General features: G+C 58.5%; 16 protein-coding genes and 7 pseudogenes. 6 read left to right on the forward strand and 17 right to left on the reverse strand.

All coding sequences use genetic code 11. The features are described from left to right. Positions 1-9: 9 nt before the first annotated feature. Complete coding sequence (locus MTX23_RS27230; RefSeq protein ID WP_280973253.1) at positions 10-1104, forward strand: ABC transporter ATP-binding protein; 1095 nt, start codon at positions 10-12, stop codon at positions 1102-1104. Between the two features lie 155 nt (positions 1105-1259). Here MTX23_RS27230 and MTX23_RS27235 read toward each other — a convergent pair whose 3' ends face one another. The 7 genes from MTX23_RS27235 to araD all read right to left on the reverse strand — a co-directional run bounded on the left by MTX23_RS27235 (position 1260) and on the right by araD (position 8792). Further along, entirely contained in the window at positions 1260-1730 is a 471-nt protein-coding gene (locus MTX23_RS27235) for a hypothetical protein (RefSeq protein WP_280973254.1), read from the reverse strand. A 137-nt stretch (positions 1731-1867) separates the two neighbouring features. After that, the gene (locus tag MTX23_RS27240) at positions 1868-2185 is read right to left on the reverse strand and encodes a hypothetical protein (RefSeq protein ID WP_280973255.1); all 318 of its coding nucleotides are present in this window, start codon (positions 2183-2185) and stop codon (positions 1868-1870) included. Positions 2186-2662: 477 nt separating this feature from the next. Continuing rightward, positions 2663-3838 carry a Xaa-Pro peptidase family protein gene (locus MTX23_RS27245; protein ID WP_280973256.1) on the reverse strand — a complete coding sequence of 392 codons (1176 nt, stop codon included), beginning with the start codon at positions 3836-3838 and terminating at the stop codon, positions 2663-2665. A 1075-nt stretch (positions 3839-4913) separates the two neighbouring features. After that, entirely contained in the window at positions 4914-5384 is a 471-nt protein-coding gene (locus MTX23_RS27250; RefSeq protein ID WP_280973257.1) for a cupin domain-containing protein, read from the reverse strand. A gap of 26 nt (positions 5385-5410) precedes the next feature. Next, positions 5411-6196 (reverse strand): hypothetical protein, encoded by a 786-nt coding sequence (locus MTX23_RS27255; RefSeq protein ID WP_280973258.1) that lies wholly within the window; start codon positions 6194-6196, stop codon positions 5411-5413. Between the two features lie 46 nt (positions 6197-6242). Further along, entirely contained in the window at positions 6243-7022 is a 780-nt protein-coding gene (locus MTX23_RS27260; RefSeq protein ID WP_280973259.1) for a hypothetical protein, read from the reverse strand. 30 nt (positions 7023-7052) lie between these two features. Then, the gene (gene araD / locus MTX23_RS27265) at positions 7053-8792 is read right to left on the reverse strand and encodes an L-arabinonate dehydratase (protein WP_280973260.1); all 1740 of its coding nucleotides are present in this window, start codon (positions 8790-8792) and stop codon (positions 7053-7055) included. 1093 nt (positions 8793-9885) lie between these two features. Between araD and istA the strand changes: the two genes are divergently transcribed. Together istA and istB are read left to right on the forward strand one after the other, a co-directional pair. Then, positions 9886-11409 carry an IS21 family transposase gene (gene istA, locus MTX23_RS27270; protein WP_280973261.1) on the forward strand — a complete coding sequence of 508 codons (1524 nt, stop codon included), beginning with the start codon at positions 9886-9888 and terminating at the stop codon, positions 11407-11409. A gap of 11 nt (positions 11410-11420) precedes the next feature. Continuing rightward, on the forward strand, positions 11421-12161 hold the full coding sequence (istB, locus tag MTX23_RS27275; RefSeq protein ID WP_280973262.1) for an IS21-like element helper ATPase IstB: 741 nt from the start codon (positions 11421-11423) through the stop codon (positions 12159-12161). Positions 12162-12821: 660 nt separating this feature from the next. Here the strand turns inward: istB and MTX23_RS27280 are convergent. The 6 genes and pseudogenes from MTX23_RS27280 to MTX23_RS27305 form a co-directional block, all read right to left on the reverse strand. Beyond that, entirely contained in the window at positions 12822-14486 is a 1665-nt protein-coding gene (locus MTX23_RS27280) for an MFS transporter (RefSeq protein WP_280973263.1), read from the reverse strand. Further along, on the reverse strand, positions 14425-14982 hold the full coding sequence (locus tag MTX23_RS27285; protein WP_280973264.1) for a hypothetical protein: 558 nt from the start codon (positions 14980-14982) through the stop codon (positions 14425-14427). The genes MTX23_RS27280 and MTX23_RS27285 overlap by 62 nt, the downstream gene beginning before the upstream one ends. Before the next feature lie 40 nt (positions 14983-15022). Then, positions 15023-15244: pseudogene (locus tag MTX23_RS27290) on the reverse strand (IS5/IS1182 family transposase); the annotation flags it as partial. Positions 15245-15546: 302 nt separating this feature from the next. Then, positions 15547-16469 (reverse strand): annotated as a pseudogene (locus MTX23_RS27295) (IS5 family transposase); the annotation flags it as partial. A 648-nt stretch (positions 16470-17117) separates the two neighbouring features. Beyond that, positions 17118-18524: an aminotransferase gene (locus MTX23_RS27300; protein ID WP_280973265.1), complete on the reverse strand. Its 1407-nt coding sequence runs from the start codon at positions 18522-18524 to the stop codon at positions 17118-17120. A gap of 11 nt (positions 18525-18535) precedes the next feature. Then, positions 18536-20050, reverse strand: a complete 1515-nt coding sequence (locus tag MTX23_RS27305; RefSeq protein WP_280973267.1) for an NAD-dependent succinate-semialdehyde dehydrogenase — start codon at positions 20048-20050, stop codon at positions 18536-18538. Between the two features lie 147 nt (positions 20051-20197). Between MTX23_RS27305 and MTX23_RS27310 the strand changes: the two genes are divergently transcribed. Beyond that, positions 20198-20674 carry an Lrp/AsnC family transcriptional regulator gene (locus tag MTX23_RS27310; RefSeq protein ID WP_280973268.1) on the forward strand — a complete coding sequence of 159 codons (477 nt, stop codon included), beginning with the start codon at positions 20198-20200 and terminating at the stop codon, positions 20672-20674. Between the two features lie 342 nt (positions 20675-21016). On the opposite strand, the pseudogene MTX23_RS27315 reads toward MTX23_RS27310, so the two are convergent. The 3 pseudogenes from MTX23_RS27315 to MTX23_RS27325 form a co-directional block, all read right to left on the reverse strand. After that, positions 21017-22291: pseudogene (locus MTX23_RS27315) on the reverse strand (IS256 family transposase); the annotation flags it as partial. 70 nt (positions 22292-22361) lie between these two features. Further along, positions 22362-22660 (reverse strand): annotated as a pseudogene (locus tag MTX23_RS27320) (hypothetical protein). Between the two features lie 16 nt (positions 22661-22676). Beyond that, a pseudogene (locus MTX23_RS27325) lies at positions 22677-22841 on the reverse strand (IS5/IS1182 family transposase); the annotation flags it as partial. 67 nt (positions 22842-22908) lie between these two features. On the opposite strand from MTX23_RS27325, the pseudogene MTX23_RS27330 reads away from it, so the two are divergent. Further along, a pseudogene (locus MTX23_RS27330) lies at positions 22909-24098 on the forward strand (IS3 family transposase). Between the two features lie 28 nt (positions 24099-24126). Here the strand turns inward: MTX23_RS27330 and MTX23_RS27335 are convergent. Further along, positions 24127-24238: pseudogene (locus tag MTX23_RS27335) on the reverse strand (transposase); the annotation flags it as partial. 86 nt (positions 24239-24324) lie between these two features. Here MTX23_RS27335 and MTX23_RS27340 point away from each other — a divergent pair. Beyond that, entirely contained in the window at positions 24325-25422 is a 1098-nt protein-coding gene (locus tag MTX23_RS27340; RefSeq protein WP_280990745.1) for an ISAs1 family transposase, read from the forward strand. Positions 25423-25899: the final 477 nt, after the last annotated feature.

A 25899-nucleotide genomic window follows, 5' to 3' on the forward strand; every position in this document is an offset into this window, starting at 1 on the left:
GTGACCCGGATGCAGGCAGGTCCTGGCGATCACATGGCTCACGCGATCGCACTGAACGGCATATCGAAGAAGTTCGGCCCGGTGACCGCGCTGCATCCGACCGACCTCAGAGTGGAGAAGGGCGAATTCCTGACTCTGCTAGGTCCGTCAGGCTCTGGCAAGACTACATTGCTCAACCTAATCGCAGGCGCGATCGGGCCAACGACAGGCGTCATTCTCCTAGATGGGCGCGACATAACCCGAATGCCTCCACGCGACAGGGGGATCGGCATGGTATTTCAGAATTATGCGCTGATGCCGCATATGACCGTGTTTGAAAACGTGGCTTTTCCGTTGCGCGTGCGCCGTCAACCATCTGAGACGATCCGCTCCAAGGTGACGGAGGCGCTCGAGCGTGTCGGCCTTCGTGCGTTTGAGGATCGAAAGCCGCGCCAATTGTCTGGAGGCCAGCAGCAACGCGTCGGCATCGCACGCTGCATCGTTTATTCACCGGCCATCATTATGATGGACGAGCCGCTGGGTGCGCTGGATAAGAACTTGCGCGAACAGATGCAGGGCGAAATCAAGCGTCTTCACAAGGAGATTGGTACAACCTTTATCTACGTCACTCACGATCAGGAAGAGGCGCTCAACATGTCCGATCGGATTTGCTTGATGAACATGGGCGGAATCGCCCAACTTGGGACGCCGGATCAATTGTACTTCCAGCCGAGCACTCGTTTTGTGGCAGAGTTCATCGGCGAATCGAACCTCATTAGCGGACGAGTGACTGATGATGGTCGGATAGCGATCGCTGGAAACCGGTTGATTACCGTTCCCGGCGCCAGACGAACCGAAGGTTCGGAGTTGATCCTTATGGTTCGCCCTGAGAAAGTGCGGATCAGCGGCATAGAAGAGCTCGTTGACGACGGGAATGATGTCCTGTGCGGCGAAATTGCAAGCAGCTCATTCATCGGTGGCATGACTCGTGTGACTGCCGACACCGGAAACGGCTTAAACATTACGGTGAAGATGGTGTCCAGCCGCGCCCAATCGAGGTACGAGCGAGGAGCGCGTGTGCAAGTTTCGTGGTCCTCGTCCGATGTGGTGCTTCTCGAAAAATGATATGCAAGTTTGAAGGCAGCGCTGAAGCTGGGCGGGCCACTCGCTGGCCCTAACGGGCTGCTGCAGTCATTATGCTGTTCGTTCCTGTAATGGGCCCGCTTCCAAGCTCGTGCAATGTTCTTGGTGTGTCGACCCGTTACGTCGAGCAAATAAGCCTAAAATTTTCGCGCGAACGGCTTCTCCTGGCCTGGTATATTGTAGATGCATTCTTTTGGCCATTCACGAGTTGGGCTATTGGCCATTACGTACCGAGCACCGGTCTGGCCTATGTTACGGTAGTCAACTCCCTTGCCACTAGGAACGAAAAGGGTGTCGTACTTGCCGAGCCGAAAGTACTGAAGCTGATCGGCATTCGGGCCGACGCCAAATTCTATCTGGCCCTCAAGCAGAAAAACTACCAATTCCAGGTTTTCTGCTATGTGGAAGGGTCTCGCCTGCCCGAACGGCAAGTAGTAGGGGAAGAATCTAACATTTGTGCCGTTGATGCTCGGGCTAATGAGCGCTCCGTGCCAACCGGTTTTGTCGATAAAAGGTATGGACGACTCGCGCCAATTTAAATCCCGCTCAGCCCAGGGGATGAGTATCGGCTCATCTTTCGCTTCGATTACTGTTTCGATCTTCCTCATTTGCATTGCCTCCTTCATGTTGTCAGAACCAATTCCGCCTGGGAACGTCCCCGGAATGGTCAAAATGTCGCCGTGAGATTGACCGCGAACACGGCATTCCACCGATCAAGAAAAACACCCGTTGTCGAGGAGACGTGTTAGTTTCCTCCGCTGTTGACAAAGATCTCGATACTCCCAACGGACTGCTCGATCTTATCGATTAGCCTTTCTGCAACACCCGGTTCAACGGCCGAATCAGTCATTAATTTCCTGACTAAAAGGCAAAGCGATTCGGAATGGGCCACCAGTGGATAGTTAAAGCCATCCAGGCGCAGAGAATCTTCAACTTTGCCGCTTCCAATACTTAGATCTAGCGAGTTGGTGAGGCTCAGTGTCGAAAGCCGCGAGAACAGTTCCGATACCGCCGCGACGTAGAGCCAGTTCTCAGCTGCTAAGATGTAAGTTAATTCATCCATCGAAGGTTCGGAGCGGGAGCGAGCAAAGGTGCGATCGAGCACACGTTCGGACCGTCGGCGGAGGCTTGCCGCTCACCCATATGGCGGCAGCCGCGGCGTCGGCGAGGGCCCTAAGCCCGTGGCTCTGTGCCACGGCGTCGCCCCTGGCTTCGAGCTTGATGACTAAGCGCTTAAGCCGCGCAATCTCCAACTCTTCCAATTTCATCTACCCGTGGCAAGGGGAGCCGCGTCCTGAATCCTCGGTCAAACTTCTTGACCTAGTCCCGCTCTTACGACTGGTACGCCCAATCTGGCGAGGCTGCGCATACGGCACGCCTCGCTCCCTGGATCAGGCGCACGGCGTAACCTCCGCGTGTCCATGACCCGCCTCGAATCCATTGTCACACCAAACTTGGCGCTTTCGAAACGGGTGCACGGATGACTCGCCGAGCTCGGCTGGAGGGCTTCTGCCGTACGTACATTCTCGGCAAGGCTCAGCTAGAGTTCGAAGAGCTTACGGGGTGTACTTGTAAGCACTTCGAAGCCGCCCTCAGTCACACGGAATGATTCCCCGAGTACGTAGCCGAAATCCTCATCGACCCAGTTGCCCAGCATCAGGTGGAAAGTCATATTCGGCTTCAGCTCTGTCGTATCGCCATCTCTGAGACTCGCGGTCTGCTCAACCCAATTAATACCGAGGGAATAGCCACAGCGCGACTCCTTACTAAAGCCCTGCTTCTCGATGGTGCGATAGAACGCATTAGCGACGTCGCTGCAGGTTGCGCCGGGCCGGACTTTGCCAAGCGCGGCTTCGAGGCCGGCCACCTCCGCCTCATGTATACGACGCAAACGATCCGATGGCTTGCCGATCGAGAAGGTGCGCATGATTGCGGCACAATAGCCATGACGTTTGCCGCCAAGTTCGAGATTGATCTGGGAGCCGGGGCCAAAAACGTCGTCGGTCCATGCAAAATGCGGAGTCGAGGCCCGCGGCGAGGCGCACAAGAAAAAGTTTTGAATGCCCGACCCCCCCTTGCCGTTGACACCGCGGATCAACGTTCCAATTATCTCGGCGGCCGCATCAGCTTCTCGCACACCCGGGCGGATCACCTCCGCTGCCCGCGCAATTGCCGCATCGGTGATCGCGGCGGCTTCCCGCATGACAGAAATTTCGAGCTCTGACTTAATTATCCGAACCCAGGCCACTAGACTAGAGCAGTCGATGACCTTCGCATTCGGCAGGCGCGCCTTAAACTTTTCTATTGTCTGCGTCGGAAGAACATTCTGTTCGAGCCCCAAGCCGCGATTTGCAGCGCCGAGTTCATTGACAAAGTCGATCACAGCGTCGTAGCCATCCGCACCAGGTTTGGCGACCAAGTCTTCCGGATAGCCAATTACGTTGCCGTGCTGAAGGAATGCCTGATGAAGGGCTCCGGGCACATCCATCTTGCGTAGGATGAAGATCGGCTCCTCCCTGTGAACTGAAACAACAAGTCCGTGCGGGACCGTAGTCGGCCACCCGCCCCCGATGTAGCCCGTCAGGTAAGTGAGATTCGCCGGGTAGACTACGAAGAGAGTCTCGATTTCGAGTCGCGCCATTGCCGACTTTACCGCCGCGAGCCTGCGCAAATATTCGCTTCTCGGGAAAGCTTGCGGCCCTTTGATGATGGTCATTGTCTTGGTCCTTTTGCTGATGGTCACAGATTACGTGGTTTTGGTTGCCCAAGATGGCCGAGCTCGGCGATCGCAGTGTCGTCCATCCGGGAGCCGGTGAGATCGGGGACCGTGATTCGCATCTCGCTTGCAAGACGCGGCTTTCGAGCCTCAAGTACGTGACGCCCTCGATGTTGCGGGTTAACGCGGAGCCAAGCGCACACCCGCCAGACCGCCACCGCGGCAACAGCGGTCGCACGGGATGATATTGACGGAAAGCAGCCCGCCCACAGATATCCTTGAACACTCCGGACTGAATGCTTTCCGGTTCGACAAGGCGGTGCAGTTCCGTATCGATATGACGAAGACAATTCACGCTTTCTAGGAGGCCGCAAGATCTGGCAAGACTTTTGCCAAATTTGGCCGACTTTTTTTGCTCATCTCGCCTGCCCGCTTTTAAAAATCTGCGTAAACTCTGTTGCGACCGCATGTTTTGTGCGCGTCAGTCAGCTCCGTCAGCGACGGCCACAAAAATGCCGTCTGCGAGAAGTGTTCTACTCATTCCACCGCGAGCAGTTGCTTTAAGACGCAGGCCGACACGCGACTCGTGGCGTTCGCGTTTGTCGAGGGGATGAACAATCCCATCGCTTCCGCTCATCGATCTATCTCTCGCCGAATAGCGGACGTCTGCACCGCACTACCGAGTGACGTCCGACGGTCCTGGGCCGCGGCGAGCGAATCAAAATCAGATTAGCTATTCAAAGATCTAATGCGTTGGGAAATTTCAGTGCGCGTTGGAAAAATGCTAAAACTGCGCTTTAATAATTTCATTAACTTAACAGTCTTCATAGGGAAGCTGCCTTTGCAGTGCGATCAGGCGAAAATCCTGAGGCAGAGGGGCATGGCGATTGTGAAGACGCACTCCGGCACGCAACTGTCGACTCGAAGGGTCTTCCGAATAGGCCGCAGAATGCTTGCATTCCCCTGGTTTTCACTGCCCCGGTGCATACCGTCGCCTTTCGGCGAGTAAGGGGCTCTCCCGATCACAGCCTTACCTTGCACTAATGGCCAAGCTTTGAGAGACCCCTCACGGTTTTTACCAGGGCCGCGAGAACGGCTTGTCCTCGCCCGGGAATAGGTACGTCGTTTCGGTCGGCCAGGCTCCATTGACTTTACCACCGATCACAATGACGGTTGTACCGTCATTGGCGATATTGCGGTAGTCAAACCCTATGCCGACCGGAAAATAGAGAAGATCCCCCGGTTCCATATGCACATGTTTCATTTTATCGGGGCTTGGCCCAAGTCCAACCTCAAGCGCTCCATCCAAGAGGAGAAAATACTGCTCCCATCTAGCCGAATGCCAAGGGCTGGCTTGCCCGTAGGGCAGATGAACGGCCATGATCCTGATAGCTTCACCGCCGAGAGTCGCGCCGAGCCCAGTCCGAGCCCAGCCAGGTTTGTCCGCCAACGGCAGCACCGACTCGCGCCAACGGGGAATACGCTCCGACCACTTTAGGAGGATTGGCTCGTCCTTGCCCTCGATCAAGGCTTCGTCCTTCTTCATTGCATGACACCCACTAAATCCATTTATTACTTCGGTTTGACTGCTGTCGCGTAAGTCATTGCATTCGAAATGGCAGAATGCGGGTCGAGACGCGTGCGCCAATCGACAGGAAAGGTCGCCCAGAAGATGCTCGCCCTCTCGCCCTGGTACTTCGCGCGCGCCCCCTTGGGAATCCAGCAGACGTCGCCGCGCTTCCCTTCGATCGCACGGTCACATTCTTCGCCATACAGGAGACGGAAATTGCCACCAAGAACGACGAGCGCCTCGTCGTAGTGGGACCTCCAGTCGATGGAACAGCCATCATAGGTGGCTATCCCGCAACCGAGGGTACGGCTGGTAGCTGGCCCAACTACCGGACAGGTCGACGCATAACCGCCAGAGTGAATATGCATCTGCTGAAAGAGCATATCCCGGCCGCGGACATGGATCACTTCCTCAGTCGCGTCGGGAATTTCACCCTCGTTCCGCGTACGCCAGTCGACGGGGTAGACCACGGAGAAGGCCCTCGCCTTCTCGCCCTGGTATTTCAGCCGAGTGCCCTTCGGGAACCACATAACGTCACCGAATACCGCTTCAATTTCGCGGCCGTAATTCTTGCCTGTCAGGATGCGCAAAGTTCCTTCAAGCACAACAAGTGCCTGATCGTAATGCGTTTTCCATTCCATGGAGCAGCCATCATAGGTATGAATTCCGGCGCCGACGGTATTACTGATCTCCGGTGTGACCAACATGCACTTGGATGCGTAACCGGTATTGGTTTCCATCTTCTGGAAAACCATTTCCTCGCTCTTAATGAGAAGCACTTCGCTCATCCACTCACCTCGTCTTTGCTTCAGCCCGTCCAAGGGCGCGTCATCCTCACTGCGCGTGCCGAAGTGGGGGATGTGCGACATGAAATACTTTTGCTTTATCGCCTTGGTATTTCAGCTGGACGCCTCTAGGTACCAAGATCACATCACTAAACTTCGCCTCAATAACACGGCTGTAGTTGTCACCAGTGAGGATCCGCAGAGCTCCCTCAAGCACTACGATGGCCTCGTCACATGCCGCGGTTGTTTCGATGGAGCAATCATCATAGGTATGGATATCAACACTAAGTGTCTTGGAGATCTCGGGAGTGATCAGGCGGCAGCTAGATGCAAGACCGCCGGACCGTAGATGAATTTGCGAAAATACCATCTCCTGGCTCCTTAGATGGAGCACTTCAGGCGATGGTCCATCAGTCGGTGCCGCTGGAGTGCGCATGCGCGGGTCACCCGGGTATGCGACATAAAATATGCTGCCTTTCTCACCTTCAAACCTCCAAAAGGCCCCTTTCGGTAGCCAAAGCACGTCGCCGGGCCTCGCTTCGATGGAACGAGAGTAGTTATCGCCCGTAAGGATCCGAACCATGCCACCCAGCACAACGAATGTCTCGTCATGCATAACCGGTGGAGGTTGTTCGATGGAGCAACCGTCATACATTGTAATACCGGCCTGGAGCGTCTTGCTGATCGCTGGACCCGGCCCTCGTGGATCATCGGCTGATGTAATCAACCGACAGGCGAAGAATTCGCCGCCGTTGTGAATGAACGCTCGCAGCCATGTCATATGCGAGTACTTTATGTGGACGAGTTCAGTTGAGTCTGGCCGCGTCATAGCGTGAGGTTCCTTTTTCCGAATTCTTTTCTAGTAGATCGGGGGCTCGGGCACAGGGCCACCGAAACTGCTTTCCAGGAAATCGAAATCGCAGCCTTCGTTCGCCTGCTTGATATGGCGGGAATACATCCAGCCGTAACCACGTTCGAAACGACGCTGCGGTTGTTTCCATTCGGCACGGCGCCTGCGAAGCTCGGCTTCAGGCACATCGAGAGTAATACGCCGCGCGGCTACATCTACCGATATACGATCCCCATTTCGCACGAGTGCGAGCGGTCCTCCGATGTACGCTTCTGGCGCCACATGCAAAATGCACGCACCATAAGAAGTGCCGCTCATGCGAGCGTCCGAAAGCCGCATCATATCGCGAACGCCCTGCTTGAGAAGCTTTACCGGGATCGGCAGCATCCCCCATTCCGGCATCCCCGGGCCGCCTTGCGGCCCCGCGTTGCGCAAGATTAGGACGTGATCGGCGGTCACATCCAGATTGGGATCGTTAGTCGCCTCCTTCATCGCAGGATAGTCATCGAACACCAGCGCCGGACCCGTGTGCTTGAGAAAGCGGGGATCGCAGGCGGAAGGTTTAATCACGCAGCCATCCGGCGCCAGATTCCCCCTGAGGACTGCAAGTGCGCCCTCAGGATAAATCGGCCTATCGATGGGGCGAATGACATCGTCGTTGTAGACGTCGGCCCGCGCGATGTTTTCGCCCAGCGTTTTGCCAGACACCGTGAGGCAGTCGAGATGCAGATGCGACTTAATTCGGCTCATGAGGCCAGGAAGGCCGCCGGCATAGAAGAAGTCCTCCATCAAATAGGTGCTACCACTCGGGCGCACATTGGCGATAACGGGCACCTCGCGGCTTGCCCTTTCAAAATCGTCGAGTCCTATATCGTGGCCAGCCCGACGGGCTTGCGCGATCAGATGGATGATCGCGTTGGTCGAGCAGCCCATCGCCATCGCTACGACGATCGCGTTCTGGAAGGCTTTATGGGTCTGGATCACGCTGGGCTTGAGATCTTCCCAGACCATTTCGACGATGCGGCGACCGCATTCCGATGCCATGCGAATGTGGTTAGCATCGGCCGCCGGGATAGACGAAGACCCCGGGAGCGCCATGCCAATGGCCTCTGCCATGGCAGTCATGGTAGACGCGGTGCCCATCGTCATGCAGGTACCGTAGCTCCGGGCGATGCCCGCCTGCATGTCGACCCAGTCTTCTTCCGAAATCGTTCCGGCTCGCCGCTCATCCCAATATTTCCATGCATCCGATCCGGATCCTAACGTCTTGCCCTTCCAATTCCCTCGCAGCATTGGGCCCGCCGGCAGATAGATTGCCGGCAAGTCCATGCTGGTGGCGCCGAGCAAAAGCGCGGGCGTGGTCTTGTCGCAGCCGCCCATCAGCACGACTCCATCGACCGGGTGACCGCGCAGCAGTTCCTCCGCATCCATCGCCAGCATGTTGCGGTAGAGCATCGGAGTCGGCCTCAAAAGCGACTCCGACAGCGATAAAGCAGGCAACTCAATCGGCAAGCCGGCCGCCATAAGGATGCCGCGCTTGACGTCGTCGACACGGCTCTTGAAGTGCATGTGACAAGGCTGGGCATCGGACCAGGTGTTGAGGATGGCGATTACAGGCCGCCCTTTCCACTCCTCTGGTGCGTACCCCATCTGCATCAGACGAGATCGATGCCCAAACGAACGAAGATCATCTGGCGCGAACCAACGAGCATTGCGCAACTGGTCGGGAGTTTTCTTCTTCTTAAACATAATGATGCGCCAGATCCCTCTTATCTAAATATCTTCACACCCGTAATCGCTGGCGTGCCAGGATAAATGGGAGATAGATTCGATTAGGCCGGCCCTGCAGTCGAGAAACAGGCTTGCCAGCATCCCGGTTTCCGAGAGTGTCCTTCTAATCAGATTATCGGCTATTCAGAGGAATATTCTGCAATTCAATGCCGGAATTCGCCGGCTTTTCGCACGAAAGCCATTCCGGCCGCAGCAATCCCGCGCCGTCCTCCGAGGTGTAAGCCTCCCATGTTCGCACCTAAATGACTGCCAAGTGAGGAGCACGTCGTGCAATTGCTGCCAGCGTCTGAAGGAGCTGGAAGTCCAAGGCGAGACCGGGGCGGCCTGTGGAGAAACGAAATGCGAGCGTAGTGCTCCCGACCGAGATGTGGCGTCTAGGCGGCCCGAAATGAGACCTCGAGGGTGAAGTAGCTGGCAGGCATGAGCCGCTCCCCAAGTTGTCCTCGCTTATGTCCATCCTGCGCGAATTGCGACCGGCGCCCTGGTGCCGAGAGCACGCTTGCGCACGTCAGCCGTTCTTCCTTGTAGAGGCGGTAGAGCTTCTTGTGATTGAGGTGGATGCCCCGGCCGGGCCAGCAACAACCCGAGTCGGTGATAGCCGAACCGGCGGCGCTGAGAATCCAGCTCCTTCAGACTGGTCCGCAGGGCACTCTCATCCGGCCTCGTCAAGACATAGCGATAGATCCTCGGATGCGGACCGACGAGCGCACTAGCTTGCCACGGCGAGTATTGCTTCTAGCTAATCGCCCACCTCACGACACGTCTTCGCAAGCTGGGCGTCAGAAGTACTTTCCGAGCATCTCCTTTCGCGTTGATACGTCGAGCATCGACTCCGTCAGAGGCCTCTGCGGATTCCGAGATGATGGTGCGCACCGTACCGACTTGATGGCGCGCAGGGTTCCGAGATGATCGCGCGCAGCATTCCGAGCATTGTCCGCGCAGCATTCCGATTTGATCGCGCGCAGTTTCGGATGGTGTGAGGCCCGATCGTTGGGCCATTTCTTCGGCTGGAAGCAGCTGGGAGGATTGGATGCCGACGAGGAGGGTTATCATGCGCCAGGTGCGCGAGATTGTGAGGTTGAGCCTTGAGGCTGGGCTCTCGACACGCGTGGTTGGCGAGCGCGTCGGCATCGGGGCGACGGCGGTACGTGACACGCTGAAGCGGTTTGCGCGCGCGGATCTGGCATGGCCAGTCCCTGAAGCGATAAGCGACGCCGAGCTGGAGCAACTGCTGTACGGGATGCCTGGCGTGAAGCCGGGTCGCCGCAAGGTGGCTGAGCCTGACTGGTCCGTTATTGCCCGCGAACTCAAGCGCAAGCATGTGACCTTGCAGGTGCTGTGGGACGAGTACATTGCAGAGCATCCGGACGGGTACCGGTACAGCCGTTTCTGTGACTTGTTCCGCAACTGGGAAGGCCGGCTGCCGCTGGTGATGCGCCATCACCACGGCGGGGGCGAGAAATTGTTTGTCGACTATGCCGGCGACAAGGTGCCGGTGGTTGACCGTAGGACTGGCGAGGTGCGTGACGCGCACATCTTCGTCGCGGTCATGGGCGCATCCAGCTTGTCGTTCGCGCTAGCGACGTGGACGGAGCAACTCGGCGACTGGATCGAGGGACATAACGCGGCCTTCAGCTTTTTTGGCGGCGCGACACAACTGCTGGTACCCGACAACGCCAAGATCGCGGTGATCAAGGCCTGCCTCTACGACCCTATGGTCAACCGCAGCTACAGCGATATGGCGCAGCATTACGGCACGGCGATTTTGCCGGCACGGCCGCGTCGCCCGAGAGACAAAGCGAAGGTTGAGGCCTGCGTCGGAATCATCGAGCGCTGGCTGCTAGGGCGGCTGCGTAACCGCACTTTTTACAGCCTGGCCGAACTCAACGGTGCGATTGCCGAGTGGCTGGCCAAGCTCAATGACGGACGGGTACTGCGCCAGTATGGCCGCACGCGGCGCCAGCTGTTCGAGGAAATTGACGCGCCGAATCTTAAACCGCTCCCCGGCGAGCCGTGGGTCCATGCCGAATGGCGCCGATGCCGGGTCGGGCTCGACTATCACGTCGAGATCGAACGACACTACTACTCGGTGCCCTATCGCTTCGCCCGTCGCGAGGTCGAAGCGCGGATCTGTGCGCGAACGGTTGAAATCTTCCTGGGGGGCGAGCGTATCGCCGCGCACATGCGCGGCAGTGGCAACGGGCGGCACACGACGATCAGCGCCCACATGCCTTCCAGCCACCGGCGCTATGGCGAGTGGACGCCGGCAAAGATCCGCAGCGAGGCAAGCCGGATCGGCCCGATGCTGCGCCTGCTGATCGACCGGATCATCGAGGATCGGCCGCATCCCGAACAGGGCTATCGTTCGTGCCTGGGGATCATCCGGCTTGAGAAGCGCTTCGGCGCCGAGCGCCTCGAGGCGGCCGCGCTGCGTGCGATTGAGATCCAGGCTCGCAACTACCCAAGCGTCAAATCGATCCTCGAGAAGGGGCTCGATCGTGTTGCAACGCCCGCGTCCCCCGAGCGCGAGCCGATCCTACACACCAACATCAGAGGCTCGGACTATTACCACTAAAAGGGAAGAAAATGCTGACACACCCCACACTCAACTTGCTTACCCGGCTCGGCCTTACCGGCATGGCCGAGGCCTTTACGAGCCTCGCCGACAACGAGGAGGTCCACGGTCTCGCTCACGCCGAATGGTTGGCGTTGCTGCTGGACCATGAGGCGACCTGGCGTAACAACCGGCGCCTAGCGCTTCGTCTTCGCAAGGCAAAGCTGCGTCATCATGCCGTGCCCGAGGATATCGACTACCGCGCACCCCGTGGGCTCGACCGCCGCTTGTTCGACATGCTGCTCAAGGGAGACTGGATCAAGAACCACGAGAATTGTGCCATTGTCGGGCCAACCGGCGTCGGGAAAAGCTGGCTTGGCTGTGCGCTTGGTCACAAGGCCTGCCGGGACAACCACTCGGTACTTTACACCCGGCTGCCGCGGTTGTTCGAAGAACTGGACCTTGCCCGGGGCGACGGCCGACTCACTTCGCGGATGAAGAGCATCGCCGCGGTCGAGCTCCTGATTTTGGACGATTGGGGCCTCCAGGCCATCGACGCCAATGCCCGGCATCATCTGCTCGAAATCCTTGAGGACCGCTACGGCCGTCGATCAACACTCGTCACCAGCCAGCTTCCAATTGCCAAATGGCATGAGCTCATAAACGACCCAACTTACGCTGATGCCATACTTGATCGCCTGCTTCACAACGCTCACAGGCTCGAACTGAACGGTGACTCCATGCGTCGCCCGCCGGTTCTTCCTCGGCCTTGACTACATCGTCGGCCCGATGACGACCGAGACTGCGGCCCGCGAAGCTGACCGGCCGCTACGGCACTGTTGGGGGTGCGCGGCCAGTCAGCTTCGCTCCATCGAGCGACACCAACGTGATCTCTTCGGCGGCCGCTTGACCACGGGCCAACGATAGTGCCAATTGCCTTTAACGATCGGGTGCTTCACATGCGCGCGATCAGATTGGAACGCTGCGCGGCATCCGATTGGAATAACTGCGCGCGATCATCGGAATCCGCAGGCCTCTTCAGCCCACGGTTTTCGTCCTCCAGCGCTACAGCTTGCGGGCGTCAGAGGCTCCCATTTCGCAATAGAGAGATCGCTAATTGTGGGACATTGCATGGGCTGATGCCGTACTTGCGGCACAGCTCACCGACCGACAGCCCGGCAGCGTGCTTCTAAGCTGAATCTGCTCTTGCGCATGTCCGTCTCGTTCGAGAACGGCCTCCACCCGAAATTGAGGACATCTAGGGGGAGCAGGTCAGGCACATTCAAATATGTGAAATGATCGGCGCATTTGCTGTCAGCGTCACGGAGTTGGTCGTTGGATTACCGAGATGATCGCCTCATCCGATCAATAGCAATGCTAATGCGATTAGCGGAAAGCCTGTGACGCCGCGATCCTGCCAATCGATGGGCTTTTTAACTGGTCAAGGATTGGGAGACAAACGGCGTCGATTTATCGAGGCTGCGAGCAGGGCCTGTCGGTCGCTCGATCGAAAGTTTGAGCCGAGGAGGGAACTCTCCAGCGTGCAATTCGAAGACGCGTTCGTCCAGCTCCTTATCCGTCGTCGTAAGGCGATGGTTTAGGCGAAGGTAATCCATCCAGGTTGGGGTGCGGAATGTCTCTGTCCATTGTGAGGGCGCTTGAAGGTTACGCACGAGGGTCCAGTGCCGAGCACCGACGCGGCTCTGCAGACGGCGTCGTTCACGCATTAGCGCCAGGAAAGGCTCGACATTTTCCTCCGGTATTAAATATTCGATATTGACCACGATAGGACCGCTTCTCGGTTTCAGATCGATGGCGACTGGCGGCGCGTCGAATCCCCCCGACGGATCGAGGTCTGATTCTCGACACTCGCGGATAGGCACCAGCAGCCCGGTCACGGCCACCAGCAGCAGAGCTCCAGCGGAGCCCTCCAATGCCCAAGTCAGAGAATACTTTTGGGCTACTGCGCCCCAAACCCAACTGCCGGCCGCGATGCCGCCGTACGTCAAAGCATTATAAATTGACAAAGTGCGACCGACGATCCACCGCGGGCTTGCCAATTGCACACTCACAGCAAGCCCTGACCAGGCGACGACCCAACCCGCGCCGCCCAGGGCAAGTGCGGTTGCCGCTACTGCGAGTGCAGAGGTCAGAGCCAAGGATATGGAACATGCCACGCAGGCGACACATGCGAGAGTTATCAGCCGTTCTTGAGATAGGATTTGCCTAAAGAGGCCATTGGAGACGCCGGCGATAAAGGCGCCGGTCCCGAAACCAGCCATCAGGATACCGTATGCGACCGGTCCCCGCGTTAACTGATCGCGAACAACCAGAGGAAGGAGCGCAAGTATTGAGATACTTGCCAACCCAAAGAGGGTTCCGCGCGCGATCGCTGACTTAATTTCCGAAGACATTGCGGTGAAGCGCACCCCGTCATAGATCGCCGTGATCATTGACTCGGGCGGGAAAGGTGAGGAGCGAAGCTTCCACCTGCACCGCCATATAGCCCCCAGTGGAGTCAAATAGCTGAAAGTGTTTAGCGTGAGAGCCGTCAGAGGTCCGAAGCAGGCAACAATGACGCCGCCCAGCGCCGGACCTACGCTTCGGACAGAGTTGAATCCGACAGAGAGGAGCACGACGGCAGCTGGAAGGTCACGTCTATTTATAATATCGCCGACTGACGCCTGCCACGCCGGATTATTGAAAGCGGCGCCGCATCCGATCAGAAAGCTGAAGCCGAGGATGATCCACGGATCGACAAAACCCAGCGCTATCAGAGCTGTGAGCATCGCAGATGCTGCCGTCATCAGGCACTGAGCGCCCAGCATGACTCTGCGACGGTTGAAATTATCGGCGATGGCCCCAGCGAAGACCGATATTATGAATGCGGGGAGCGTCGATGCACCCTGAACTAGTGCCACCATCAGATCGGAAGTCGAGATCGTAGCCATCAGCCAGCCGATGGCGACGGTCAGCATGTGAGAGCCGAGGTTGGAGACCTGCGTAGCAATCCAGATCGAACGAAAGGTCGGATTTTTAAGCGGTGCAAACGTAGTTGGCGATATTACGTCTGCATCTACGCGTCTCCCCCTGTTCATTGTCTCCGAGCCTTTGCCTTCCGTCCATCGGTCTGGGGCTAGTGTCTTCCCCGTGAAAGCCCCTGATGTTGACATACCAACCTAAGCCGCTCCGGCTGCGAGTGGAGCCTTCAAGTTTTGAGGAGGCGAACGAGCAAGTGTCGATGATTTTGTCGGCGGCAGTTTGTAATACGTTGGCGAGCCAACCGATATCGATCTTACGACGCTCGGTCGCGGTACGATTCTGTTCAACATTTGCGTCGAGCTCGGCCTGCGGCTTCTCGCGAAGTCTGAGCTTAGACATTTCGACAGCTTCCGCGATCTCGCCAAATACATCTTTTCGGCCACAGGCCGGCGGACCCATGTCGAACTGACCGTCGCCGAGCTGGCGCATGGCCGCGGTCACCGGAGGACTGGCTGAACATTTCAAGACACTATCCGAAATACGCGTCGGCATTTCGCTAGATTTTCCGTGATACTGAGGAATTTCTGCGCGTCGCGCCCTTTTGAGCAGCATTAGCCCAGCCTAACTGGTCGACCGTGAAAGAACTGAGATTTCAGGCCGCGATGAGCTGCGGTCCGAGGCTGAGCCCAGCGAGGATTTCGAACAGCAGAAGGCTCAGCCATTTGATGAGTCGGCGAAAGTTATAGCCGGCGGCGGCGAGAACGGCATTCGCGGCGTCGCCCTGGCGGTGCCAAAGATACTTGCGGCCCATTCGATGTTCGGATTTGAGATGGCCGATGACGGAGTCGACGGCCGAGCCGCGGCGCGGCTTGCGCGGACCGTAGACCGGCGGCTCCAGGCCAGGCGCGATGCATTTGCGAACGGTCTTCCAGACGATCCCGAGTTCGCGGGCGATCGTCGAGACCGTCAGTCCCTGCCGATGAAGATCAAGTATCATGATGACTTCCCAAGTTTGATCACCAAACCCGCTCCCTCGTTCTGGCAGAGCATGATCGGGTGATCGATCCGCCGCCCATCCTCAGGGCGCGCCCTGAGGATGGGCGACACGATCAACTAGGGATTTTTCAAACGGCACTTCTGGGGAGAATTACTCAGAATCAACATCACATGGGTAACGAACTGGCTGCCCTTGGCGTGCGCCAGCGTGGTGGCCACGGAGAGCTTGACGCCGAACTCGTAAGGCCGGTGGGGCCTTGTCCTTGCCGATGCGCTCACCTCCCTCGCATGCAGCGAATAGAACCTTCGGTCCGGGCTGGTGCTGCTTACGGTCAAGCACCCGTCGCGCCAGTGCCGGCATGCGACTGAGCGCTAACTCAGGGAGCAAGTCGGCGTTGCTTTCGCTCTTCCAGGCGATGTCGCGGATCACGCGCCCGAGATGAGTTCGAAGCCTCCTCAAGGCCCTGTTGGCGCGCTTTCACTGCTTGGCGTGGGTATAGCGCTGATGCTTGATCAGGGCGAACTTGCCCACTCGCGCACAGGATTGCCGCAGCCCGATGCCGCCCCCCTGGGCGAGCCGGACCAGGATCTCGCGGGTGCGATTGAGCAGCCGCGCATCGGTCGGGAACATCACGTTTTTGGCCCGCACCGTGGTGTCGATGATGACGCGCTTGAGGTCGGACGGTTTGATCGCGTCGGTCTTGGTGGCGACCGAAAGGCTCTCCTGGAGCAGGGCCTGCAACCGCTCCTCGCCCATGCGCTGGCCAGCGCGTCAGCGAGGAGCGATCGAACACCAGACCGTGCCGGTGGAACTCCTCGCCGCGGAAGAACTGGTGATCGGGGTTCTGCACCCAGCGCTCGCACAACGCTTCATCGGAGAGGTCGTGGGTGTGCTTGAGGATGGCCAATCCCGCCATCAATCGTGTCGGCAGCGGCGGCGGCCCGTCTTGTCCTCATATACCGCGCCGAACTTCTGCTCGAGGAGCGACCAGTCGATCGTCGGTGCCAGTTTCGCCAGCGGGTGGCCCCATGCCGATGATCGCGTCCAGCCGCGAGCGCAAGAGATCGGCCTCGCCGGTGGCGCGTCGCCCCTTCGATCGCATCGTCCCTCCGATGCGACTACGGAATGGGACTTCTGATTCGAGGGACACGCAAAAACCAAGTTGCAAGCCTTCGGGCCCTTAAGTCCCAAAAGCTGGCGATCTCAAATGCCGGCCTGGCGGAAATTCGACTCCCACTCAAAGGCTTGGGAGATTTTTCACGGCCGACTAAGCGTCCGGTCTCGTGCGCAAGCGCTGGCGTACAGTCCTTAACCGGAGTGGCTGGATGGGTTTTACACAGAGTTGATGGGACACGCCTTCGACGCAAGCGGGCCTACAAGAATCTCATTCCCATTCGCGCCGCACCCGTAGCGGGTACATCACGTCGTTGAATAGTCATGTGCGGCATCAGAGCACAATTCTGGAATATCATCTCGATCCCTCTTGCGCGAGCCTTACAATGGACAAGGGGGATCATAGGGAAGCGCTAGCTGCGAACCAGAGGTCGCGCCTCGGCTGGCGAGGGTCAGATGAAGCGCGCTCGCTAAAAGCTGAGGCTGTCATACGAAGATCTTGATCAGGTTCGCCGGAACCGCTGACATTCCGCATATCCTTCTTGCGCAATGAATCAGGCTGGCAGTGATCCGACCTGAATCACTGCGCAGCATTCGCGTGATCGCGTCCGACTTGCCAGTGCCTGCCTGCAGCAATCTACCGTTCAAGCGATTGCCGATCCTTTGCAAGCTCGTCCATGACTTGCTTGGTCGCTCGATAAGCCAGATCAACAATCTCGTCTATTTCACCTTCGGATACAACGAGCGGTGGTGCAAAACCAAGAATGTCGCCATACGGCATTGCTCGCGCAATAAGCCCCCGATCACGAGCAGCTTTCGAGATGCGCGCGCCCACTTTGAGGTGCGAGTCAAATCGTCGTTTCGTCTGGCGATCGGCAACGAACTCAACAGCGCCAAGTAAACCCACGCCTCTAACTTCAGCTACGATCTCCAGCTGTGCAAACCGCTCCTTCAGTCGTTTAAGGAAATGCGCTCCAACTATTCTCGCGCGGTCGCTTAGCCGTTCCTTGTCGACAATATCGAGGACTGCGTTAGCGGCAGCGGCCGCAATCGGATGGCCAGAATAGGTGTATCCGTGCGAAAATGCTCCGACACGATCGGCCGCCTCCTCCATGACCGCGTAAACCTTCTCGCCAACAATCGCTGCCGACAGCGGCACGTAACCCGACGTCAGGCCTTTGGCGACTGTTACGAGGTCGGGCTCGATTCCGTATAGCGTGCTACCAAAATCGGCGCCGGTTCGACCAAATCCGCAAATGACCTCATCGGCGATTAGAAGAACGTCGTAGCGCCGGAGCACAGCCTGTACTTCAGGCCAGTATCCCGTCGGAGGCGGCGTGATGCCGCCGGTACCCAGCACCGGTTCAGCAATAAAGGCGCCAATCGTTTCCGGTCCCTCTCGTACGATGAGCTCTTCTAGTTCGGCTGCACGCCTACGAGAAAACGACTCTTCAGTCTCGCCTGGCTCAGCGCCCCAATAATGGTGCGGCGTCCCCGTGTGCAAAATGCCCGGGAAGGGAAGGTCCATGTAATCATGGTAGAACGACATACCGGTCATCGAACCGGAAATTACCGAGCAACCATGGTAGCCGCGCTCGCGTGAGATAATCTTCTTCTTCTTGGGCTGACCTCGGAGGTTGTTGTAATACCAAACGAGCTTTGCTTGAGTTTCGTTGGCGTCTGATCCGGACAAGCCGTAGAATACTTTGCTCGGCTTACCTGGCGCCATCCGCACAAGGCGATCCGACAGAGTCGCCAGCTCTTCGGTCGTGTGCGCCGCATATGTGTGATAGTATGCAAGCTTGTACGCCTGCCGCGCGATGGCCTCAGCTACTTCGGTACGACCGTATCCAATGTTAACACAGTAGAGTCCAGCGAAACCGTCGATGTAGCTATGCCCCTGCCCGTCTTCGATGCGGATACCCTTTCCTCCAGTGATGATCGTCGGATCACCAAGCTTTCCATTGGCAAACTCCTTGAGTTGGGTAAAGGGATGCAAGACGGTCGAGCGATCTCGTTCAGCGACTGTTTTTATATCACTCATACTGTTTTCTCCTAACCCGCCAAATCGCCAAAGCAGACGTATTTCAGTTCCATGTATTCCGCCAAACCATACCGCGACCCTTCGCGGCCGAGCCCAGATTGCTTCCATCCGCCGAACGGAATAGGCGGGCCCGTGAATGACGCCGTGTTGATACCGAGCATGCCGCACTCGATTTGTTCGGAAAGGCGGAGCGCTCGGCGGAGGCTGTCCGTGTAGACGTACCCAGCGAGCCCCATCTCGCTTGCATTGGCGCGAACGATCACTTCTTCTTCGGTGTCGAACGGCAGGACGGCGGCTATCGGCCCAAACGTCTCCTCGTGAGAAATGAGCATGTCGTCGGTGACGTCACTTAGCAGCGTTGGCAGGACGAAATTCTGGCCTAGGGTTTGGTTTTGTGTCGCTGAAATGAAGCGCGCCCCTTTTGTCAGCGCATCGTCGATTTGCGCCCTGCACTTGTTGGCCACCGACAACTTCGTCATCGGCCCGATATCTGTTGCCGGATCAAGACCGTGACCGACTTTGAGCCGCGCTATCGCCTCAGCAAACGCCTTGATGAAGGCACTATAGATGCCCCTTTGTACGTAGATGCGATTAGCCGCCAAGCAATCCTGACCAGATGTAGCAAATTTTGCGGCCATAGCCCCTTTTACAGCCTTACCGAGATCGACGTCGTCAAAGACGAGGAACGGAGCATGCCCCCCAAGTTCGAGGGATACCTTCTTTACAGTTTGAGCCGCCCCCTCCAGGAGCACACGACCAACTTCGGTCGAGCCAGTGAACGAAAGAGCCCTTACTCTTGGATCGCGCAACAGAGGCGTCGAGAGCTCGATCGGATCACCGACAAGCACCTGAAATACACCGGGCGGAATCCCAGCTTCTTCAGCCAACCTGGCCACAGCAAGAGCAGAGAGCGGCGTCTCCAGAGCAGGCTTCACTATGATCGTGCAACCCGCCGCCAGAGCGGCGCCAGCCTTTCGCGTAATCATAGCGATCGGAAAATTCCACGGAGTGATCGCCGCCGCAGCGCCGATTGGATGCATTTGCACCTGAAGTAGACTTGCAGGCTTGTGGCCAGGAATCATCTCTCCGTATGCGCGTTCGCCCTCCGCAGCAAACCAATCTAGAAATCCAGCGCCGTACGCAATCTCGTGGCGAGCTTCGGCAAGCGGCTTGCCTTGCTCGCTCGTCACCAAGACAGCAAGCTCGTCCGAATGGGCGAGCATCAACGATGCCCAGGATTTAAGAATTGCCCCCCGCCGAGCTGGCAATAATTCACGCCACGCAGAAAAGGCTCGTTCTGCCGCTGCAATCGCCAGATTCATATCCACGGCCCCGCAACGAGCAACATCCGCGATCTCTTCTTCAGTAGCTGGATCAACCACGACGCCCCGCCGTTCACCCGCAACCCAGCGACCGTCGATGAGCGCGGCCCCGGCAAGAAAGTCGCGTCGCCGCAAGTTTTGTAGGTACCTCGCAGCGAGACCAGCCGAATGGGAACTTCCGTGGCAAATATTTTCAAGTGTCATTGAAGTCCGAAGTGGTCATAGGTTGAAATTCGACGAGCAATCAGGATACTGGTCGTCGGAAGCAGATTTGCGTCACATTTTACAATCGCTCAAATGGTTTTCTGCGACGCACTGCCATTTTGCGGCGGAATTCACCTGGAGCCTAATATGCAATACGACCGAACAGACGCCCGCATTCTCGAGATCGTGCAAAAGAACAACCGGCTGACTTCTGAGACGATCGGCGAGCTTGCCGGGCTCTCTGCTACTGCGTGCCAACGCCGACTGAAGAGACTTCGCTCGGAAGGGATCATCGAGGCCGATGTCTCAATCGTTTCGGCGAAGGCAGTAGGAAGACCTATTCAAATGCTTGTGCTTGTGAGCCTGGAGCGTGAGCGTGCAGACATAATCGACAGGTTCAAGAAGGCCATCAAATCATCGATCGATGTCGTCAATGGGTTTTACGTGACTGGCGACGCTGACTTTGTCCTATACATTACCGCCCGCACCATGGAGGATTATGAGCAGTTCACTAGGCGATTCTTCTATGAGAATTCGGATATCAAGGGCTTCAAGACAATGGTTATAATGGACCGCGTCAAGGTAGGATTTGCCATTCCCATTGAGGCTCCATGCGAGGATTGATGCAGAATTCTCTGCTCACGGATCTATTCCGTTTGCGCTTTTTTTATCTCTCACTCGCGCAAAAATTCGCACAGCGGCTCCTCTAAACCGAGGCAGCCCCGAGAGGAAGCCACGGTCATGAGGTAGCCAACCCGCTCATGAGAGCTTGCTCAACCGTCGTCTCTGTCCCACCTCCCGCTTTGGCGCCGCTGAAATCCGGCGCCTGGCGCAGCCAGGAAAATCATGCTCGTCCACGATCTCGACTGCAAACATGAGAGCAGGCTGTTGAAGACGTCGGCCGCGTTCGCAAACGAACGCCGAGTCGAAGCTATCGCTAAATTTTCGTGACGGCCTGGCCGGTCGGGCGGCGGCGGCTATGGGCTGACGGTCAGTCGGTTTGGCGATGACCTCGATCCCGTCGTTGAATGTCACACCGAGAACGAGTTTTGGCAACTGGTTGTGGCCATCGAGGCGGCGCCAGCTTTTCTGCGCCCTCGAGCAGTTTGAAGACCATCGCGAGCGCGGTCCTGTTGGACAGGCAGCCCTCGATCGGATCGTGCGATGGCGCACGATGGCGAAGGTGCTTTCGATGCGATTGGTCGTTCGCAGGTGTTTCCAGTGCTCGGCCGGGAAGTCGTAGAAAGCGAGCAGCTCGTCTCGGCCTGGCTCAAGCAATCGGCCGCCTTCGCATATTTTAGCGCGTAGCTCTCGATGAAGGCGTCGAACGCCAGCTCGGCGGCGGGCTTGGTTTCGGCCATCCAGATCTCCTGCAACGCGCGTTTGGCTTTCGGCTATTGGCTCTTCGGCAACTTGGCGAGCACGTTCGCGGTCTTGTGCACCCAGCAGCGCTGCTCGCGCTTTTTCGGCCAGACCTCACCGGGGACTTTCCAGAACCCGAGCGCGCCATCGGCGATGACGAGCTGCGGCGACATTTCGAGCCCGCGCCGCTTCAGGTCGAGCAGCAGATCGCGCTAGTCCTGCGCGCTCTCGCGGGCGCCATCGGTGAAGCCGACCAGTTCCTTGCGGCCTTCCGGTGTCGCGCCGATTAGCACCAGGATGCACTGCTTTTCGTCTTCGAGGCGCGCCTGGAGATGGATGCCATCGGCCCAGATATAGACGTAGCGCTTCGCCGACAGATACGCTTCTGCCACGCGGTGTGCTCGTCGAGCTAACCGTCCTTCAGCCGGCCGATGGCGGATGCCGACAAGCCGGCAGCATCCTTGCGGAGCAGCGCCGCTAGCGCCTCGGAGAAGTCGCCAGTAGATATCCCCTTCAGATAAAAGGATCGGCAGCAGCGTCTCGATCGACTCTGACCGCCGCATGTAAGGCCGGCAGGATCGACGGAGAGAACCGGATGCGGTCGGGATCGGCGGCGGCCGCCTCGCGATCGCGCACACGCGGTTGGCGGACGGCGACCGGACCGATGCCGTCATCACCTCGCGCCTGGCAGGTGACCGTGGCGGACGACGCGCTGGTGGCCGTCCGCAGTCTTCAAATCGGCATGCTTGCCGAGAAAGTCGGCGACCTCGGCCTCGACCGCCTGCGCCAGCAGAGCACGCGCCCCATTACGCAAGATTTCCCTGAGTTGATGACGACGTTTCCTGGCTGAATCAGCTTGATGATGTTATCCTTGGACACGGCATATTTCGGGTGGAGAAGTGGAGGCGTCAAGCACCCCCACAATATGTCGCCTTCCCGATTCCCGCCGTCACCAACTTTCAGCGATAGCTCCCGACTCGTCGCCATTGTAGATGTGGAAGTGGCCGATGAGCCTGCCCACAGTGCCGATCATAGCACATCCGCGATCGCAGGCGGGATCATTGTCGTCGTGCCCCTCCCATGAGAACTTTGCGCAGGCCGAACCGTCTCGCGCGCCGAAGGCAATTTCCCGTCGGACTTACCCTCGAAGGTGAGATGCGCCCCTTCGACAAGATCGATGAAGTCGTTGTTCCAGTTGTTCATTTCGATGATGCACCAGCGGCCGGCGAAGCCGCGCATCTTGGCCATCAGCCTGCCTTCGCGATCAGCTGGGCAGTCGCACCAGATTGTAGGTGGCAGTACCGAAGGCAAAGGCCCACTTGACACGATCATGGCCACGGAAGCTGGTCTTCTCTTACCTACCGACCATTTTGATCCAGCCGAATGCCCCCTCGGTGCACTTGCGGATGCGCTAGCTGACGGCACAGCCGGTGACCTTGCCCCACGGATTTAATCCAGGTTGAAGTTCGCTCTGGCCTACGAACAAGGACCAGAGCATGAAGCGCAGCCGCTTTTCGGAAGAGCAGATCATCGGGATTTTGAAGGAGCACGAGGCCGGCGTTTCGGTCGCCGATCTGTGCCGCAAGCACGGCGTCAGCGACGCCAGCATCTACAAATGGAAAGCCAAGTTCGGCGGGATGGAGGTCTCGGAGGCCAAGCGGCTGAAGGCACTGGAGGATGAGAACACGCGGCTGAAGCGGCTGCTGGCGGATGCCATGCTCGACAATGTCGCGCTGAAGGACTTGCTGGGAAAGAAATGGTGACGCCCGCAGCCAAGCGGAAAGCTGTCGCCCATCTGCGGAAAGCATTCGGGATGAGCGAACGGCGGGCGTGTAAAGCCATCGGCTGTTGCCGCATGACCATGAGATACCGGACGATCCGGACGGACGATGCCGGCCTTCGCCAACGCATGCGAGCGATCGCCCAAGAGCGCCGCCGTTTCGGCTACCGGCGCCTGCATGTTCTGCTCAAGCGGGAGGGCTATGCAATCAACCACAAGAAGCTGTTCCGGCTCTACCGGGAAGAGAAGCTCGCGGTGCGCCGCCGTGGCGGCCGCAAGCGGGCGATCGGGACCCGGGCGCCGATGACGGTGCCGCTGGCCCCGAACGACCGCTGGTCGCTCGACTTCGTCTCGGATCAGCTCACCGACGGCCGCCGCTTCCGCATCCTGACCGTGGTCGATGACTGCACCCGCGAGTGCCTGGCGCTGGTCGCCGACACCTCGCTCTCGGGCACCCGGGTGGCGCGGGAACTGGACCGGCTGGTGATCGAGCGCGGCAAGCCGACAATGGTGGTCAGCGACAACGGCAGCGAGCTGACCAGCAACGCCATCCTGACCTGGGCCGATTAGAGCCGCGTCGCATGGCATTACATCGCGCCGGGCAAGCCAATGCAGAACGCCTTCATCGAGAGCTTCAACGGCCGGCTGCGCGACGAATTGTTGAACGAGACGCTGTTCACGTCGCTGGCCCAGGCCCGCGTCGCACTCGGATGTTGGCGGGCCGATTACAATAACACACGACCGCACTCGCAGCTCGGATGGAAGACCCCGTCCGAGTTCGCCATCACCTGTCATCCGCGCCGGGATCTGGCGCTGCGCTATGCCGAAGGCTCCGCGCCAGCTCCCGTCGCTCCCACCGCCCGACCGGGCAAATCCAACAGCCAGGGCGAACTCAGGACTGGATAAAACTTGGGGGCAACGTCGATTCCGATTACCAGCGAAACAGCAGGGCGCATTCCAGCCACTCCATCAGAAGCCGCCCTGAGCGGGTCGAATAAAGTACCTGCAGCCAACATTGCCCGCAGCATCTCCGGCGGGATCGCAGGGGAATCGCATGTGGAATTCTGCAAGTAGTTGCCAAATCGGCAGAAAGCGATTCTGAAGGTGGCTCCTGATCTGGAAGGAGCGGCCGATGCAGCGATTTGCGGAATGCTTTTCCGAGTTGCCAGACCCCCGGGCCGACAACGCACTGCATGACCTGACGGAGATATTGTTTATCTCGCTGATGGCGACGCTGTGCGGGGCGACCAGTTGCACGGACATGGCGCTGTTTGCCCGGATGAAGGCCTATCTTTGGCAAGATGTGCTGGAGCTGAAGAACGGCCTGCCGAGCCACGACACGTTCAGTCGGGTGTTCCGGATGCTCGATCCAAAGGCGTTTGAGGCTGCGTTCCGGCAATTTATGAAGGCCTTTGCTCAAGGTGCGAAGATCAAACGGCCGCGCGGAGTGATTGCGCTCGACGGCAAGGCATTGCGACGCGGTTACGAGCGCGGCAAGAGCCATATGCCGCCGGTGATGGTGACCGCCTGGGCGGCGCAGACGCGCATGGCGCTCGCCAATGTCCTGGCGCCGAACAACAACGAAGTGGACGGCGCCCTGCAGTTGCTGGAGCTTCCGCAACTCAAGGGCTGCGTGGTCACGGCCGACGCCCTGCATTGCCACCGCGGGATGGTCGAAGCGATTGTGGAGCGGGGCGGCGACTATGTGCTGGCGGTGAAGGAGAACCAGTCCGCTCTGCTGGAGGATGCCAAAGCCGCGATCCGTGCCGCCAAACGTAAGGGCAAGACATCGCTCACCACCACCGATGCGGAACATGGACGCAACGAGAAGCGCGTCGCGCTCGTCGCGGCGGTTCCAGGCATGGCCAGGAAGCACAACTTCCCAGGCCTCAAAGCTGTCGCCCGCATCACCAGCAAGCGGGGCAAGGACGACACGGTCGAGCGCTACTTCCTGATGAGCCGCCCCTACAGCCGCAAGGACGTTTTGCGTATCGTCCGGACCCACTGGTCCATCGAAAACGGCCTGCATTGGCCGCTCGACGTCACCCTCGACGAAGACCGCGCCCGAAACCGCAAAGACAACGGACCGGCCAATCTGGCCGTGCTCAGACGCCTGGCCCTCAACGTCGCCCGAGCCCACCCCGACACCGCGATCTCTCTGCGTGGCAAGCTCAAGCGCGCCGGTTGGAACGATGCCTTCCTCTTCGAACTCCTCGGCCACATGCGATAGCCCTGGGCGGGATCGGCGGCCAACCGACCGGAGAATAGAGCAAGCTAAACTCGCATGCGCCGGGCACTCAACGCTGCTAGGCCGCCTCATCCGCCGAATGCTGATGCGCTTGCTGAGAGACGGGATGTCTTCCGAGACGAGCTTCAGTCCAGCCAGTTAGCGATGGATAGTTCGCGTTTCTTTTGCTGCAGTCGAAACCCTACACGCTACTACTGACGGGCGCGCTTCTCGGTAGCGCGAAGCCTATCAACTAGTCAAACTCCGGCGCACGCGACAGTGCACTTGGCGTTTCTTGCCGTAGACCAGCATATACGAGGTTCAATCCGAAGTTCCGGACTCCTCACTGCTACAGCCTTGGCTGCGCTTGCAATCACCGCCAGCACTCCGTTCGCGGCGCTCTTCGAAGACGCTGTTTCACGGTCAGCCGACGACGGTTGAACTCACACGCCGCAGCACCTGGTCGCATTGTGCCACCTC

Origin of the sequence: Bradyrhizobium sp. ISRA436, from assembly GCF_029910015.1 — a bacterium.
In the GTDB taxonomy this organism is placed as follows: domain Bacteria; phylum Pseudomonadota; class Alphaproteobacteria; order Rhizobiales; family Xanthobacteraceae; genus Bradyrhizobium.